This is a genomic window from Aeromonas sp. s1(2024), assembly GCF_040908005.1.
Lineage (GTDB): Bacteria > Pseudomonadota > Gammaproteobacteria > Enterobacterales > Aeromonadaceae > Aeromonas > Aeromonas caviae.
On record NZ_JBFOCW010000088.1, the window covers coordinates 1 to 15,995 of the forward strand.

Sequence of the window (15,995 nt, forward strand, 5' to 3'; positions counted from 1 at the left end):
GGCGCTGTTTCCCAAATCAACCATCAAGCCACAACTGCCCCAGCCCCAAGTGACCGTTACACTCGGGGCTTTCTGACAGGCAGACCAAGGGTATTCAGTTTGTTTATGGCACTGACATACGCCATGACTTCTCCCACTTGGCCATTGTAGTTACGCAGACTGATTCTCCCCGCCAGCAACTGCTTGAACCGATACATCGCCGTTTCCGCCAGCGAGCGACGGTGATACCCCGATATCTTCTTCCAGTGCGCCAGCCCTTCCTTGCGCATCACCAGCACAGCCTCATTTCTTGGATGTCCTTTTTCCCATAGCCCAGCGTTCTTGCGAGGCGGGATACAGGCTGTCGCCCCTTTGCGCGAGATTAGCTGATGGCTGGCTTTGCTGTCATAGGCGCCATCCGCATAAACACGTCCCAGCTTGCGCCGCAGTGGGTTGAGCAAGGTCGGCAACACCTCGGCATCATGGACATTTTCCAGCGAGACTTCCGCCGCCACGATATCGTGGGTCACCGGGTCTACCGCCAGATGCAACTTGCGCCACACTCGCCGCTTCTCGGCGCCGTGTTTTCTGACCTTCCACTCGCCTTCACCAAATACCTTCAGGCCCGTCGAATCGATAACCAAGTCAGTGATGCGCCCCTTAGAGGGCTGTCGATAAGCCACCGCCACCGTGCGTGCTCGCTTGCTGACACAGCTGTAATCGGGGGCACAAAGCGGTACGTTCATCAACTCGAACAGGGAGTCGAGTAGTCCCTGGGTGCCCGCAGAGTGAGGTTGAAAATCCCCTTGAGCATCAGGAAGGTGCAGATGGTCTGGTCAGTGTATAGTTGGCTGCGGCCCCGCCGCCCATGATGGCCGTGGTGAAAGCAGTTGTTCATGGCCTCGGCATCAACCCAGAAGGTGAGTGAACCACGGTTAATCAAAGATTTGTTGTATGTAGGCCAGTTGGTGATGGGGTGAAGCGACGTGCTCATGATGCAGACTTGAAGGAGATGGTGGTGATCAGATCACCAAGTCCTCAGTTAGTTCCATTCAAGCTGCATCGATTTGGGCAACAACGCCACTCTCTGTAGTAATCATAGAGAGCGTTATGAATCTATCCAGTATCTTAAAAAAGAGATCCGGCAATGGGTTGAGGCCGCTGTTTCTGCTAACTTGGATCAATTGGATGACAAAGGTCGTTTGGATTATCCCGCCTTTATTTTGATTGATGAGCTGGATCGCTGTCGTCCCTCCTATGCGGTAGAAATGCTGGAAACCATCAAGCATATCTTCGATATCTCTGGTGTGGTGTTTGTGCTCGCAACGGATACCGAACAACTTCAGCATGCTATCAAGGTAATTTATGGTGAAGGCTTTGATGCGGAGAGCTATCTTGGACGATTTTTTCATAGACGATTTACGTTAGGCAGTATCTCTCGGCGAGAGTTTATTCAACAGACAATAGCAGATAAAGAATTGCATTTTGAGCATGTCAAGGTATGGCCGGAGATAACTGATACCCAAGTATTGGTAAATATATTGACAGCTGTCAGTGATCATTTTTTATTGAGCTTAAGAAAAACAGAGCAAGTGTTGGATAGAACGTTTGCTTCCATCGTGAATTATCAAGGATGCACATTAAATCTAATTTTTCTTGTTTACTTGTTCTCTCTGTGCGAGAAAAACAATGAAGATTATCGCGCTGTAGCGGATGGCAAAATGCCTACGACAGATAACCATCCAAAGCTAAAAGGTTTCAATACACTAATGAATGAGTATGGAGAGCAATACTTTCAATGCTTTATAAAAGCAGGAAGTGCCATAGGAAGTTATGTTGAGGATGTCGATTATGAACGATATTTAAATCCATTTAGAGATGGTGAATATATGGTTTCATTAAAGAACGTTTTGCTCATGTCTTATGAAAACCTATTCAAACCGGGTTCAGATGATGAATGTTCTTATCGTTTAATCACGTTGGCAAAAGATTGTGCTAAGCGAATGCGAAATTTGACTGTAGAAGAAAATACTATATTGGCCGAAAAAGAGCTGTCACAGTTGGAGCGACGTTTAGCAACGTATAAGAATTTAGTAGAGCTGGCAGTACACCTTGACTAAATAAAGCCGGGAAATCCCGGCTTTATTATCAGATCACTTGGTGTGGCGCTCATGCAGGCGCTGCACCACATCCTTCAAACCCAAGCCTTCGTTTTGCAGCAAGACGGTCAGGTGGTAGAGCAGGTCAGCGGATTCGTTGATGAGCTCTTCTCTGTCTTTCGCCATGGCGGCCAGGGCCACTTCCACCCCCTCTTCACCCACCTTCTGGGCGATGCGCTTGGTGCCTTTGCCATAGAGGCTGGCGGTGTAGCTGGTGGCGGGATCTGCCCCTTTGCGTGATGCCAGGATCTGTTCGAGCTCGGCCAGGAAGCCGAGCGGCGGCACGGGGTGGCCGTCGAAGCAGGAGGGGTTGCCCAGATGGCAGGTGGGGCCGACCGGGTCGGCGGCAATGAGCAGGGAGTCCTGATCACAGTCGGTGGTGATGGCGACGAGCTTGAGCACATGGCCCGAGCTCTCGCCCTTGGTCCACAGGCGCTGCTTGCTGCGGCTGAAGAAGGTGACCTGGCCGGTGGTCTGGGTCTTTTCCAGCGCCTCGCGGGTCATGAAGCCCTGCATCAGCACTTCGCCGCTGAGGGAATGCTGGACGATGGCGGGGATCATGCCCTCACACTTGGCCCAGTCCAGGCGCTCGGCCAGCGGCAATGCATTGTCTACTGCTTGATTATTCACGGATGGCGACTCCTTCGTTTTTCAGCCAGCGTTTCAATTCGGGAATGGGAATGAGGCCCTTGTGGAACACGGAGGCGGCCAGCGCCCCGTCCACGTCGGCCAGGGTAAAGGCATCGCGAAAGTGCGCCATGGCCCCGGCGCCGCCGGAGGCGATGAGGGGCACCTTGCACACGGCGCGCACCAGCTTGAGCTGCTCAAGGTCGTATCCCTGACGCATGCCGTCCTGGTTCATCACGTTGAGCACTATCTCCCCCGCGCCCCGGCGCTGCACTTCCTGTACCCACTCCAGGGTGGTCCAGGTGGTGGTGCGGGTGCGGCTCTCGTCGCCGGTAAACTGTTTGACCTGATATTGACCGAGGGCGGCATCGAAGTAGGAGTCGATACCCACCACCACGCACTGCACGCCGAAGCGCTCGGCGAGCCGGGTGATCAGGGTGGGATCGGCCAGGGCGGGGGAGTTGATGGAGACCTTGTCGGCACCGAATTCCAGGATCTGGCGGGCATCCTCCACGCTCTTGATGCCGCCGGCGACGCAGAAGGGGATGTCGATGACTTCCGCCACCCGGCTTACCCAGCTCTTGTCTACTACCCGTTCGTCGCTCGAGGCGGTGATGTCATAGAAGACCAGCTCATCGGCGCCCTCGGCGGCGTAGCGGCGGGCGAGGTCGACAATGCCGCCCATCACCTCGTGGTTGCGAAACTGCACGCCCTTGACCACCACGCCATCTTTGACGTCGAGGCAGGGGATAATACGCTTTGACAACATGCTCATTGCTCCATGTAAAGCACGGTTAAAGAAACGTCGTTCTGCCGCCGGCGTTGGCCCGGGCGGCGGACGGGAACAGGGTTGGCATGCCTTGAACGGGGGCCCCTGACGGGGGAAACGACAGGCCCGGCAGGCCGTCTAGTCGCCTCTGGGCACCCCACTATATGCATGACTTCATTCAGTGATTCAACCCTTTGTCGCCCTTCACCTGCCCCGGATGGCAGGCTGGCGCCTCGGGGAGGGGAGCCCGATCGTCCGGGTGGGTCTCGTCCGTTGCCATATGCTGGCGCAGGGTGAGCAGGGCGGCATCAAAATCAAACGCCTTCAGTTGCCTGGTCAGGGTGTCGCTGCGAGACCCCAGCATGAGGCGAAGGGGACCGGCATACTGCTCGTAGAGGGGGATCACGGCGGTGTCGCTTTGCACCAGCAGGGCTTCCATCTGGCCCAGCAATTGCTGGCGCCACTGATCTCCCAGGGGCACCAGATCGGTGGTCGGGGCGGCGAGATCGTCCCCGAGCAGAGCGCAAAGGGTGGCAATCTCCTCATCGATGGATGACATGAGTCCGGTGGGCTCAGTGTCGCCGCCCGCGATGGCCTGCTCCAGGGCCAGGCAGTGGCGCGATAGCTCATGTGCCCCCAGGGTGCTCGCCACGCCGCGCAGGCTGTGGGCCATGCGGGTCGCATCGCTGTGCTCCCCGGCCTGCAAGTGGCAGTGCAGCCGGGCCATGTCCTGGCCATGCTCATGGATGAAGTAGCGAAGCAGGGCCAGGTATTTCTCCTGATTGCCGTTGAGGGCCGCCAGCCCCTGGTCGAGATCCAGACCCGGGTGTGCCTGCAGGCGGGCAAGGGGGCCTGTCACGGGATGGCGAGTGCTGTCGTCCGGGGCAAGCTCGGGGACCTTGCCTTGGGGCAGCCAGCGCTGCAGGGCTTCAAACAGCTTGGCGGGGGTGACGGGCTTGGCAATGAAATCGTTCATGCCGGCCGATGCGCTCGCCTTTCTGTCCTCCTCGAAGGCGCTGGCGGTGAGCGCCAGAATGGGCAGCCTGTCCATGCCGGGCAGGGCCCGGATGGCGCGGGTGGCGCTGTAGCCATCCATCACCGGCATCTGTATGTCCATCAGGATGAGGTCGAAGGGGTGCTGGCTGACGCGGGTCAGGGCCTCCTGGCCGTTGACGGCCGTCTCGATGACGAGGCCGCTGTGGCACAGGAGCTCGAGCACCACTTCCCGGTTGATGGCGTTGTCTTCCACCAGCAGGACTCGGGCGTGGCGAGGGAAGCTGAAGGACTGTTGGTTCCCCTGCTCGGACGGGGTCCGGGAAGGGGCGTCCTCCTTTGCCTTGAACAGCCTGGCGGTAAACCAGAAGCAGCTTCCCTGGCCAGGCTCGCTAGTGACTCCGACCTCCCCCCCCATCAGGGCGGCGATCCGGCTGGTGATTGCAAGGCCAAGGCCAGTGCCGCCATATCTGCGAGTGGTGGAGACATCCGCCTGTTCGAACGCCTGGAACAGCTTCTCGCGCTGTGCAGGGGTGATGCCGATGCCGGTGTCTTCCACCTCGAAGCGCAGCAGGTAGCCGGTGGTGAGGGGGCGGGCCAGCTTGACGCGCAGGGTGACGGTTCCTTGCTCGGTGAACTTGATGGCGTTGGCCGCATAGTTGAGCAGGGCCTGGCGCAGGCGGGTGATGTCGCCGTGCACCCAGGCGGGGGTATCGCCGATGTCCGTCACTATGGTGAGCCCCTTGGCCCTGGCCTGGTCGCTCATCAGGGTGCGGACGTTGTCCAGCATGGCGGTGAGGGAGAAATCGGTCAGATCCAGCGTCATCTTGCCCGCATCTATCTTGGAGAGATCCAGGATGTCGTTGAGGATGCTGAGCAGGTGCTGGGCGGCAGTGTCTATCTTGGTCAGCCGTTCGAGGTCGGTGGGATCCCGGGTGTCGCGCTTGAGCAGATAGGTGAGCCCCAGGATGGCGTTCATGGGGGTGCGGATCTCGTGGCTCATATTGGCAAGGAAGGCGCTCTTGGCGTGGTTGGCGCTTTCGGCCCGCTGGTGGGCCTGGGCCAGCTGCCGGGTGCGCTCGTTGACCATCTCCTCCAGGTGGTAGCGATACTGGTCCAGCTCCTCGCCGAGCTGCTTCTTCTCGGTGATGTCGGCCTGGACCGTGACGTAGTGGGTGATTTCGCCGCTCTCCTGGCGGATCGGCGACACCGTGGCCAGCACCTGGTAGTGGGAGCCATCCTTGCGCTGGTTGATGAATTCGCCATGCCAGCGCTGGCCGTGGTTGATGGCATCCCACAGGGCGACATAGCTGGCATCCGGGGTGAGGCCAGAGCGCAGCAGGGACGGGGTCCGGCCTATCACCTCGTGCTGCTGGTAACCGCTGGCGGCGAGGAAGGCGGGGTTGACGTACTCGATGTGCGCCCGGGTGTCGGTGATGAAGACGCCGTCAGGGCTCTGTTCGAGGGCCAGGGACAACTGGCGCAACTGCTGCTCGGCCAGCTTGCTCTGGGTGATGTCCAGATGGATGCCAAGGAGGCGCACGGGCCGTTGCTGGGCGTCCCGATAGACGCTCCCTTTGCTCACCAGCCAGCGGATGCCGCCATCTGGCAGCAGGATCCTGAACTCCAGCTCGACGGGGGCGCCGCTGACCGCCCGCTCCGCCAGCAACTGCTCGATGCGGGGCCTGTCATCCGGATGCAGGCAGGCTTGCCAGGCGGCCAGCTCGCCGAGCGCCTCGGCACTGCGGCCATAGAGGCGGGCGCATTCCGGCGAGAAGAAGAGGCGGTTGCTGACCATGTCCCATTCCCAGATGCCGACATGGGCTCCTTCCTGGGCCATCAGCAGGCGCTGTTCGCTCTCGCGCAGGGCGCTGCTGACGGTTTCGGCGCGCACCCGTGCACTGATGGCGTCGTCCATCAGGTTCAGGGCTGCGAGGCGAGCACGACGCTGGGTATCGAGCGCCATCTGCTGATTGTGTTGCAGGCGCTGCTCCGCGAGCTTGCGCTCCGTGATGTCCTGCACAGTGCCGTAGAGCTCGAGTATGGTGCCATCCCTGTCCCTGAGCGCCGCCCCGCGGGCAATGACCCAGGCGGTCTCCCCCTGCTCCGTGATCACTTCGGCATCGCACTCGTAGGGCTGCCCGTCCATCCTGCAGCGCTCGACGGCCTGGGCCACCGTGTGCCACCCCTCCTGAGTGAAGTATTTTCTGACCTCGGGATAGACGGCGGGGGGGAGGGCCGGATCCCGGCCATAGATGCGATAGATCTCCGGTGACCAGAAGTGGCTGTCATCGGCCACGCGCCAGCGCCAGTTCCCTATCTTGGCGAGACGCTGGGACTCGCGCAGTATGGCTTCATTGCGGCGCAGCGCCTCCTCGGTCTCCTTGTTCTGCCGGTTGTCCTCGATGATGGAGATGAAGTAGTCGGGATTGCCTTCGGCGTCGCGCACCAGGGCCACCGTCAGAGTGGTCCAGATGATCTCGCCCCCCTTGTGCAGGTAGCGCTTCTCCAGGGTGTAGTGGGGGATAGTTCCCGCCAGCATCCGGGCCACATGGGCCTCATCGAGGTAGAGATCGTCCGGGTGGGTCAACTGCTGGAACGTCATCCCGGTGAGCTCGTCGGCCCGGTAGCCCAGGATGTGGCACAGCCGCTGATTGACACGCAGCCAGTGTCCATCGGGGGAGACCAGGGCGATGCCGACCGCTGCCTGTTCGAAGGTGACCTGGAAGCGGTTCTCGCTCTGCTGCAACTGGTTCTGGGTGTTCATCAGCTCCTGCCAGCGCAGGACCTCTCTGGCCCGGGCGCGATGAAAGGCGGCACTGAGCACGCTGATGAGCAGACCGTTGGCGATGAGCAGGCACCATTGCACCAGATCCTGGCCAGCCTCGACACTCAGTGAATAGATGGGGGGGAGCATGAAATAGCTGGTGACCAGGGCGGTGATCAGGGTGCAGAGCAGACCAGGCAACAAGCCCCCCAACAGGGCGCAGACGATGATGGGCAGCATGAAGAGAACCAGCAGCGGTCGCTCACCAAAGGCGATGGGCAGCTGGACACGGATTTGCAACATCAGAACGGGCAGCAGCACGGCCAGCAGGGAGATCCCCCAGCGCTGGGTAGAGGGGCGCACATGCCACAGGGGTGACCAGCTCATCATGGGAGATCCTCCGGTGGCATGGGGGCCTGGGGATAGGGGGGCGGCACTCCGAGCTGACGGGAGAGCCCGTTGATCTGGTGCTTGAGGGCCAGCATGGCGAGCTCCCTGTCCACCATCACCTTGTTGAACCGCTCCAGCTCATGGTTCTGCTGGCGCAGCTCGCTGGCCTGGCGGGTCAGGGCCTGTTCAACCTGCTCCCGTTCGGTGACATCGAGCAGAATGCCGATGATGGCGGGCTGGCCGAGGTAGTCGACGCGCCGCCCGTACAGCTCGACCTCCAGGGATTCCCCGTGCTGATGCAGGGCACTGAAGCGGGTGTGGATATCGCGCGCGTCCTGCTCGCACGCGTGCACCAGCTCGGCGACCCTGGTGCTGTCCTTGGGAGCGGCAAGGGCGTGTAACTGGCCAACGGCGATCAGCGCCCCCGGGGTGTCATAGCCAAACAGTCGGGCAAAACAGGGGTTGATGTAGCAGAGCCGACCCTGCTGGATGATGTAGATCCCGGCAAGGGATTGCTCCACCAGGGCACGGAACAGCCCCTCGCGCTCTCGCAAGTCGGCCTCGGCCCGTTTGAAGTCCGTGATGTCCCGAGAGATGCCGAAGATCCCGATCACCTGCCCCTCGCTGTCTTGCAAGGGGCCTTTGGTTGCGAGAAACACATGCTCGCCATCGGGCAGGGTCAGGTACTCCTCCTCGGTCTGCACCCGGTTGCGCTCTATGACCTTGCGCCCGGATGCCATCAGCATCTGCGCCTGCTGCGGCGGGAAGAGCGTCAGATCATCCTGGCCCAGCACCTCGTCAACCGGCTTGCCGACAAACTGGCTGGCGGCCCGGTTGAAGAGGATGTATCTGCCCTCCTTGTTCTTGGCGAAGATGGCGTCTTCCGAGCTGTCGGCGATGGCGGAGAGCAGTTGCAACGCCTCCAGCCGCTGGGACTGGGAGTGCTGAAGCTGCTCGGCCATCTGCAGCCGGGTGTGCTGGCGCAGCAGGATGATGCCGGCGTTGGTGACAAAGAGCACCAGCAGGCCGATGAGACCGATCCAGACGCTCTCCTTGAAGGTGGCCTGGTAGAGTTCCGCCTTGTCGATCTTGGCCAGCAGGTACCAGTCCGTGTTCATGACCGGATAGACAACCCCGAAGACCTCGCTGCCCCGGTAATCCTGGCCATAAAGCACCTGGGGCGTGCCGCGTTCGGCGAGCCGCAAATACTGGGCTGCCAGCAGGGTGGGGTGGGTGACGGGATAGTGCAGGGTGAGAGCCGGTTCCGGGCGATAGCGCAGGCTACTCAGATAGTGGACCTGATCCCCCTGCTGGCGAAACAGAATGGCTTCTCCGCTGCTGTCTGGGATGGGCCAGGTACGAAGGATGCGATCGGCCCAGTCAGTACCGATGATGTGCAGCGCGAGGACGGTGGTCCCGTGGCCTGACGGGCCGAGGGGAGCCAGAAAATCCAGTCTGGCGTATCCCTTTCCATCGACATAGGGGGCCACTCTGAGCACCTTGCCTGCCTCAACCCGGGAAAGGGCGGCCTGCAGGGGACTATTCACGGGGCCAGCCCCCGGGGTCTGCCACAGGATATGGCCGGCAGGATCAAGCAGGGTCGCCCCCTGGAATCCACGCAGCGAGAGGACGTCCTGCAGTTGTGTCAGCCACTGTGTCTTTGCCGTCAGCCCATCAGGAGGCAGGGCACCATAACGCGGGCTCTCGATGATCTGGCGGACATCCTGATCGCGGTTGTCGAGCCACTCGGTGACGCGCTGGCTCTTGAGATCCGCGATGGCTTCGAGACGAGCCACCTCCTTGTTGCGTGCCAGTTCGATGTTGCGGGCGATGGCCATGGCGGTCAGGGCCAAAATGAGCCCGTTGAGCAACAGGAAGGGGATCCATTGACGCCGCGTAAAGACAGGTGTGCTGCCGGTGGTGTCAATGCGACGATGCAGCATGGCATAAAGCATGAGGGCCGTGATGAGGATAAAGAGCCAGCCCTTGATGGTGCTTGCCATGGCGAACTGGGCAGGGGTGCTGAACAGCCACTCCACCGCCTTGTCGGAGAGCAGGATCCACAGGCTTGCCACGGCGGCATAGGTGAGCACGACGTTGAGCACATGTGCCCGGGTCAGAGGAGCCTCAGCCATCCACGGCCTCGCTGCCATCCTGGTAGCGTTCGGCAATGGTGACGAATGCGTCGAAATGGCGATCGAAGGCGGTCACGACATCGGGATCGAAATGGTGGCCGCTGCCGGAGAGGATGAGGGCGCGAGCCTCGTCGTAGCTCATGGCCGGCTTGTAGACCCTGGCGCAGATGAGGGCGTCAAACACGTCTGCCAGCGCCATCAGGCGAGCCGAGAGGGGGATGGCGTCCCCTTGCAAGCCGTCCGGGTAGCCGCTGCCATCCCACTTCTCGTGGTGCCAGTGGGCGATCTCCTTGGCCAGGGTGAGGAAGGCCAGGGGCTGCTCCATGTCCTGTTCGGCCTCCTCAATGGCATCGCTGCCGAGCTTGGCGTGGGTGCGCATGATCTGCCACTCCTCCGGAGTCAGCTTGCCCGGCTTGAGCAGGATGTGGTCGGGAATGCCCACCTTGCCGATATCATGAAGCGGTGCGGAGCGGCTCAGCAGGTCGATGTAACCCGGGGTCAGGGTATCGGCGAAACGGGGGTGATCAGCCAGGGCGCTGGCCAGCAGACGTACGTAGCCCTGGGTGCGCAGGATATGGTTGCCGGTTTCGGGGTCGCGGATCTCCGCCAGATGGGCGAGTGCGCGGATGGAGACCTGCTGGATCAGGTCGTTTTCCGCCATTCGCCGCGCGACCTCGGCTTCCAGCGCCGCATTCTGGTTTTGCAGGCCGTCACGGGCCTGCTTGGCCTCCAGCTGGGTGCGCACCCGGGCCTGAACGACCACCGGCTTGATGGGCTTGGTGATGTAATCGGCAGCGCCGAGGGAGAGGCCGAACTCCTCGCTCTGGGGGTCGGCGAGGGCGGTGAGCAGAACGACGGGAATACGGCTGCTGATCGGGGACTGACGCAATTGCCTGAGCACTTCATAACCATCCATGCCGGGCATCATCACATCCAGCAGGATGAGGTCAGGCTTTGGATCCGCGCTGACGATGCGCAGGCATTTTTCCCCGCTCTGCGCAGCCAGCACGCGGTAATGAGGCGAAAGCAATTCGGTCAGTACCATCAGATTTTCGGGTGAGTCGTCGACGATCAGGATGGTGGCGTTGTGAGGTGTCAACATATGTCTTCCATGACGCTATCCCTGTGAGGTCGAGTATAGAGCCAATTGCTGCCAAATCATAAGGTTCGCCCCCATCGGGGAGAAAGAGGCCTGCCCGGATGGGCAGGCTGTCTGATGCCGGAAAGGGGCGCGTCACGCAGCGCGGCCGTCACCCCAGCAGCGAATGGCTTCTGCCACGTCAAACTTGCCCTCCAGCAGGGCACGGCCGAGGATGATCCCCTTGACGCCGGTTCCCTTGAGCGCCTCGATATCCGCCAGACCGCCGATACCGCCGGACGCCTGGAAGCCGACGCTCGGGTAGCGGGCACAGAGATCCCGGTAGAGTTCGACGTTGGTGCCCGCCAGGGTACCGTCACGGCTGATGTCGGTGCAGAGCACGTGTCTGAGTCCGGCGGGGAGGAAGCGCTCGATCAGCGCCTCGATGGAGATGCCGCTGTTCTCCTGCCAGCCAGCCACTGCGATGTGGCGGTTGCCCTGTTCATCGATGTTGACATCCAGGGCCAGCACGATGCGCTCGGGACCATATTTCTCCATCCAGCTGGCCACCAGATCCGGGGATTTGACGGCGGTGGAACCGATCACCACCCGGCTGGCGCCGGCCGCCAGCAAGTCTGCCACATCCTGTTCGCTGCGCACGCCGCCGCCGACCTGCACCGGTGCCTCGGTGGCGGACAGCAGCTGGGCGATGAGGGCCAACTGGCGGGCCTTGGCATCCTTGGCGCCGTCCAGATCCACCAGGTGCAGCTGCGCCGCCCCCTGGCTGACATAGTCATCGAAGCGGGCCTGCGGGTTGTCGCTGTAGGCGGTTTTCTGGCCGTAGTCGCCCTGGTAGAGGCGCACGACCTGACCGTTGATAAGGTCGATTGCGGGAATAATCATGCCTGTCATAGCTCCAGAAAGTTTTGCAGTAGGCGGGCACCGGCCGGGCCGGATCGCTCCGGGTGGAATTGGGCGCCAAAGAAGTTGTCCCGCCCGACGATGGCGGTAAAGGGCAGGCCGTAGTCGCAGGTCGCCAGGGTTGCGTCGGTCACCTCCAGCGCATAGGAGTGGACAAAGTAGAAGTAGCTGCCGCTGGGGATGCCTTTGAGTAGCGGGTGGGTCTCGTCGTGTTCAATCTGGTTCCAGCCCATGTGGGGCAGGCGCAGGTTGCCCACCTCCATCAGGCGGATCCTGCCAGGCACGATGCCGAGGCAGTCGATGAGCGCTCCTTCGCTGCCATCGGCGCTCATGTTCTCTTCCGAGGCCTGTGCCAGCATCTGCATGCCGAGGCAAAAACCGAGCAGCGGCTGCTTGGCGGCGCGAATGAGGGGCACCAGTTCCCGCTCATTGAGGTTCTTCATGGCGGCGATGGCAGTGCCGACGCCGGGCAGGATCAGCTTGTCCGCCTGCTCGATGTCGGCGGCCTTGCAGCTCACCCTGGGCTGCACGCCGAGGCGCTCGAACGCCATGCGCACCGAGGTGAGGTTGGCGCAGCCGGTGTCGATGATGACCAGGTTCTGTCTCCCCATCACAGCACCCCCTTGCTGGAGGGAAGCTCGCTCCCTTCCACGCGAATGGCCTGGCGCAGGGCGCGCCCAAAGCCTTTGAACAGCGCTTCCACCTGATGGTGGGTGTTGCCGCTGCCCACCTTCATCTGCAAGGTGATGGCCATGGCGTCAGAGAGGGAGCGGAAGAAGTGGGGCACCATCTCGGTGGCCATCTCTCCCACGCTGTCGCGACCAAAGCCGCTCGGGCAGTCGAACACGAAGTAGGGACGGCCGCTCAGATCCAGCGCCGTGGCCACGTCCAGCTCGGTCAGCGAGGTGCTGTCAGCCTCCTGGCGGGGACGCCCGTCGATCACCGCCTGCACCTCGTCCATCGCCAGCACGAAGCCGAAGCGGCCGATGCCGCGCTTGTTGCCAAGGGCCTGGCGCAGGGCTTGACCCAGTGCCAATCCCACATCTTCCACCGTGTGGTGATCGTCGATGTGCAGATCGCCGCACACTTTGAGCTTGAGGCGAAAGCCCGCGTGGGTCGCTATCTGATCCAGCATGTGATCGAAGAAGCCGATGCCGGTGGCGATCTGGTTGCCACCGCTCTTGTCGAGATCCACCGCCACCTGGATGCGGGTCTCCTTGGTGTAGCGCTCCACCTCGGCCACGCGCCCCTTGGAGAGCAGCTGATCACGAATGGCAGTCCAGCCGTGATCTTGCGGGTGGTAGCGTATGCCGCGGATGCCCATGTTCTCGGCAAGCTGGATGTCGGTCTGTCTGTCGCCAATCACGAAGGAGTTGGCAAAGTCGATGCGGCCCGAGGCGAGATACTCCTTCACCAGCCCAAGGTGAGGCTTGCGGCAGCTGCAACCGTCGGTGGGGAAGTGGGGACAGATCAGCACTTGCTCCCAAGTGACGCCCTGGGATTCGAAGAGGTGCATCATCAGGTCGTGGGGCGGCTGGAAGTGTTCAAGGGGCAGGCTGGCGGTGCCGAGCCCATCCTGGTTGGTCACCATCACCAGCACGTAGCCGGCGGCCTGGAGCTCACGCAGCACAGGTATCACCATGGGCTCGAAGCGCAGCTTCGCAAGGCTGTCCACCTGCTTGTCGGTGACCGGCTCCTCGATCAGGGTGCCGTCACGGTCGATAAACAAAAACGGGGTTTTCATCGCTACATCCTTGCTTGTCTTACAGAGAGGGTGGGGGCAGGTCACGCAGCACGGCCAGCACGGCGTCCATTTCGCCCTGATAGCCGATGGTGATGCGGATGCTGTTGTCAAGGCCAGGCTTGCTGGAGAAATCACGCAAGATGATGCCGGCGGCCTTCATGGCGGCGAACACGGCGGCGCCATCTTTGAAGCGCACCAGCACGAAGTTGCCCTTGTCCTCGAACACTTCCTTGACGCAGGGCAGACGAAGCAGCTCCGCCTTGATGAGCGCCTTTTGCTTGTTGAGTTCCAGCACCCGCTCCTGCATCAGTTCCAGCCCCATGGGAGAGAGCGCCTGGGCGGCAATCTGGGCGATGGGGTCGGGAATGGGGTAGGGCGCGATCACCTTGGCCAGCATGGCAATCACCTCTGGATCCCCCAAAGTAAAGCCGCAGCGGATCCCTGCCAGGGCGAAGGCCTTGGAGAGGGTGCGGGTCACCACCAGGTTCGGGTATTGGGCGAGCAGGTCCACCACGGAGGCCTCCGGGCAGAACTCGATGTAGGCCTCGTCCACGACGATGATGGCGCGGTCCCGGGCCTTCTCCAGCAGGGCGACGAGTCCCTTGCGGCCCACCAGATCCCCGGTGGGATTGTTGGGGGAGCAGAGGAACACCAGCTTCACGTCAGAGAGGCGATCGGCGATGGCGGGCCAGTCCGGCTGACGGCTGGCGGTCAATGGTTGCTCGACAATCCCCACGCCACAGGTCTCGGCGCTGATGGCGTACATGCCGTAGGTGGGGGGGCAGATGAGGATTTGATCTTCCCCTGCCTCGCAGAAGGTGCGGATCAAGAGCTCGATGGCCTCGTCGGCACCGCGGCTTACCAGCACCTGATCCGGATTGACCCCGGCGTAGGCGGCATAGCCATTCACCACCTCGGCCGGCTGGCACTCGGGATAGCGGTTGAGGCGGCTCCCCTCGACGGTGAAGGGATAGGCCAGGGGGGCCTCGTTGGCATTGAGCCAGACGTGGCCCTGGCCGCCGATGCGGCGAGCGGACTGGTAGGGAGTGAGAGCCCGCACAACGCGACGGGCCAGATTGACGATGCTCATGACAAATCCTTCTGCTGTGCTGTTTGTTGGGGCTCGGCGGCCAGGGTGTTCAACCTGAGGGTGACGGCATGCTTGTGGGCATCGAGCCCCTCGGCCTGGGCGATGCGCTGGACGATGGGGCCAAGGCCGCGAATGCCGTCTGCAGTGAGCTCTTGAACCGTGTAGCGGCGCTGATAGTCGGCAAGCCCCAAGCTCGAGCAGGTGCGGGCATAGCCGTAGGTGGGCAGGGTGTGGTTGGTGCCGCTGGCGTAATCACCGACCGACTCCGGTGTCCATGCCCCGAGGAAGATGGAGCCCGCGTTCTCGAGCTTGTCCAGCAGATCCCGGGGGGCCCGGGTCTGCACGATGAGGTGTTCCGGTGCATAGGCGTTGGAGATGGCGCAGGCCTCCTCCAGGTTGTCGCAGAGGATCACCAGGCTTGCCTTCAGGGCTTGCTCGGCGATGTCGCGGCGGCTGAGGTCGGCGAGTTGCGCCTGGATCTCGCTGCCGATGGCATCGGCCAGGGAAGCGGAGGTGGTGACCAGCACCACCTGGCTGTCGGGGCCGTGCTCGGCCTGGGAGAGCAGATCCGATGCCACGAAGGCCGGGTTGGCGCTCTCGTCTGCGATCACCAGCACCTCGGAGGGGCCGGCTGGCATGTCGATGGCGGCGCCCCGCCAGTCACGGGAAACCTGGCCCTTGGCTTCGGTCACATAGGCGTTGCCCGGGCCGAAGATCTTGTCCACCTTGGGGATGGTTTGCGTGCCATAGGCCATGGCCGCGATGGCCTGGGCGCCGCCGATGGCGAACACCTGACGGACGCCACAGGCGCGGGCGGCAAACAGGATCTCGTCGCTCGCCGGAGACGGGGTACAGAGCACCACCTCACGGCAACCGGCCAGGCTTGCCGGAATGGCCAGCATCATCACGGTGGAGGGGAGCGGCGCGCTGCCTCCCGGGACATAGAGGCCGACCCGGCTGATGGGTTGGGTGCGCAGCTCGCACAGTACCCCGGGCTGGGTTTCGACTCGGACGACGGGCTGTACCTGGGCGGCGTGGAAGGTACGGATATTGGCGATGGCGGCCTCGATGGCACCCTTGATGTCATCACCGAGTCGAGCGCAGGCGGCATCCACTTCCGCGTCGCTCACCCGAAGCTGTTCGCGGGGCGCACGTTCGAAACGTTGGCTCAGCTCGCGCAGGGTCTCATCGCCCCGGCTGCGTACCGCGGCAATGATGTCTCGCACCACGGTACCGATGTCGGCTTCGTCGCCAAGGGCGGGCCGGGTCAGGACTTCGGCTTGCCGGGCGGGGGAGAGGGTCTTCCAGATCAGGGTCTGCATGATGTGTCTTCCTTATTCCAT

The 15,995-nt window shown here is 62.0% G+C and carries 11 protein-coding genes and 1 pseudogene; 1 reads left to right on the top strand and 11 read right to left on the bottom strand.

Annotated elements, in window-relative coordinates:
* Window positions 1-56 precede the first annotated feature (56 nt).
* Window positions 57-973, bottom strand: a pseudogene (locus tag AB5Y70_RS20595) (IS5-like element ISAs13 family transposase).
* A gap of 73 nt (window positions 974-1,046) precedes the next feature.
* On the opposite strand from AB5Y70_RS20595, the gene AB5Y70_RS20600 reads away from it, so the two are divergent.
* Window positions 1,047-2,099: a KAP family P-loop domain-containing protein gene (locus tag AB5Y70_RS20600; protein WP_010674682.1), complete on the top strand. Its 1,053-nt coding sequence runs from the start codon at window positions 1,047-1,049 to the stop codon at window positions 2,097-2,099.
* A 33-nt stretch (window positions 2,100-2,132) separates the two neighbouring features.
* Here the strand turns inward: AB5Y70_RS20600 and hisIE are convergent, their stop codons facing one another.
* The 10 genes from hisIE to hisD all read right to left on the bottom strand — a co-directional run bounded on the left by hisIE (window position 2,133) and on the right by hisD (window position 15,974).
* The gene (hisIE, locus tag AB5Y70_RS20605; RefSeq protein WP_029314506.1) at window positions 2,133-2,768 is read right to left on the bottom strand and encodes a bifunctional phosphoribosyl-AMP cyclohydrolase/phosphoribosyl-ATP diphosphatase HisIE; all 636 of its coding nucleotides are present in this window, start codon (window positions 2,766-2,768) and stop codon (window positions 2,133-2,135) included.
* Window positions 2,761-3,534 carry an imidazole glycerol phosphate synthase subunit HisF gene (gene hisF, locus AB5Y70_RS20610; RefSeq protein ID WP_010674684.1) on the bottom strand — a complete coding sequence of 258 codons (774 nt, stop codon included), beginning with the start codon at window positions 3,532-3,534 and terminating at the stop codon, window positions 2,761-2,763. Before hisF ends, hisIE begins: the two co-directional genes overlap by 8 nt.
* 178 nt (window positions 3,535-3,712) lie before the next feature.
* Window positions 3,713-7,684, bottom strand: coding sequence for a PAS domain S-box protein (locus AB5Y70_RS20615; RefSeq protein ID WP_102948494.1), 3,972 nt, complete (start codon window positions 7,682-7,684; stop codon window positions 3,713-3,715).
* Complete coding sequence (locus tag AB5Y70_RS20620; protein ID WP_102948495.1) at window positions 7,681-9,819, bottom strand: PAS domain S-box protein; 2,139 nt, start codon at window positions 9,817-9,819, stop codon at window positions 7,681-7,683. Before AB5Y70_RS20620 ends, AB5Y70_RS20615 begins: the two co-directional genes overlap by 4 nt.
* A complete protein-coding gene (locus AB5Y70_RS20625; protein ID WP_010674688.1) occupies window positions 9,812-10,921 on the bottom strand; it encodes a two-component system response regulator in 1,110 nt (369 codons plus the stop codon). Before AB5Y70_RS20625 ends, AB5Y70_RS20620 begins: the two co-directional genes overlap by 8 nt.
* A gap of 132 nt (window positions 10,922-11,053) precedes the next feature.
* Window positions 11,054-11,800, bottom strand: coding sequence for a 1-(5-phosphoribosyl)-5-[(5-phosphoribosylamino)methylideneamino]imidazole-4-carboxamide isomerase (hisA, locus tag AB5Y70_RS20630; RefSeq protein ID WP_010674689.1), 747 nt, complete (start codon window positions 11,798-11,800; stop codon window positions 11,054-11,056).
* Between the two features lie 5 nt (window positions 11,801-11,805).
* Window positions 11,806-12,429, bottom strand: coding sequence for an imidazole glycerol phosphate synthase subunit HisH (gene hisH, locus AB5Y70_RS20635; RefSeq protein WP_010674690.1), 624 nt, complete (start codon window positions 12,427-12,429; stop codon window positions 11,806-11,808).
* Window positions 12,429-13,562 carry a bifunctional histidinol-phosphatase/imidazoleglycerol-phosphate dehydratase HisB gene (gene hisB / locus AB5Y70_RS20640; protein WP_102948496.1) on the bottom strand — a complete coding sequence of 378 codons (1,134 nt, stop codon included), beginning with the start codon at window positions 13,560-13,562 and terminating at the stop codon, window positions 12,429-12,431. The genes hisH and hisB overlap by 1 nt, the downstream gene beginning before the upstream one ends.
* Before the next feature lie 19 nt (window positions 13,563-13,581).
* Window positions 13,582-14,652 carry a histidinol-phosphate transaminase gene (gene hisC, locus AB5Y70_RS20645; protein ID WP_052815011.1) on the bottom strand — a complete coding sequence of 357 codons (1,071 nt, stop codon included), beginning with the start codon at window positions 14,650-14,652 and terminating at the stop codon, window positions 13,582-13,584.
* Window positions 14,649-15,974: a histidinol dehydrogenase gene (hisD, locus tag AB5Y70_RS20650; RefSeq protein WP_102948497.1), complete on the bottom strand. Its 1,326-nt coding sequence runs from the start codon at window positions 15,972-15,974 to the stop codon at window positions 14,649-14,651. The genes hisC and hisD overlap by 4 nt, the downstream gene beginning before the upstream one ends.
* Window positions 15,975-15,995 lie beyond the last annotated feature (21 nt).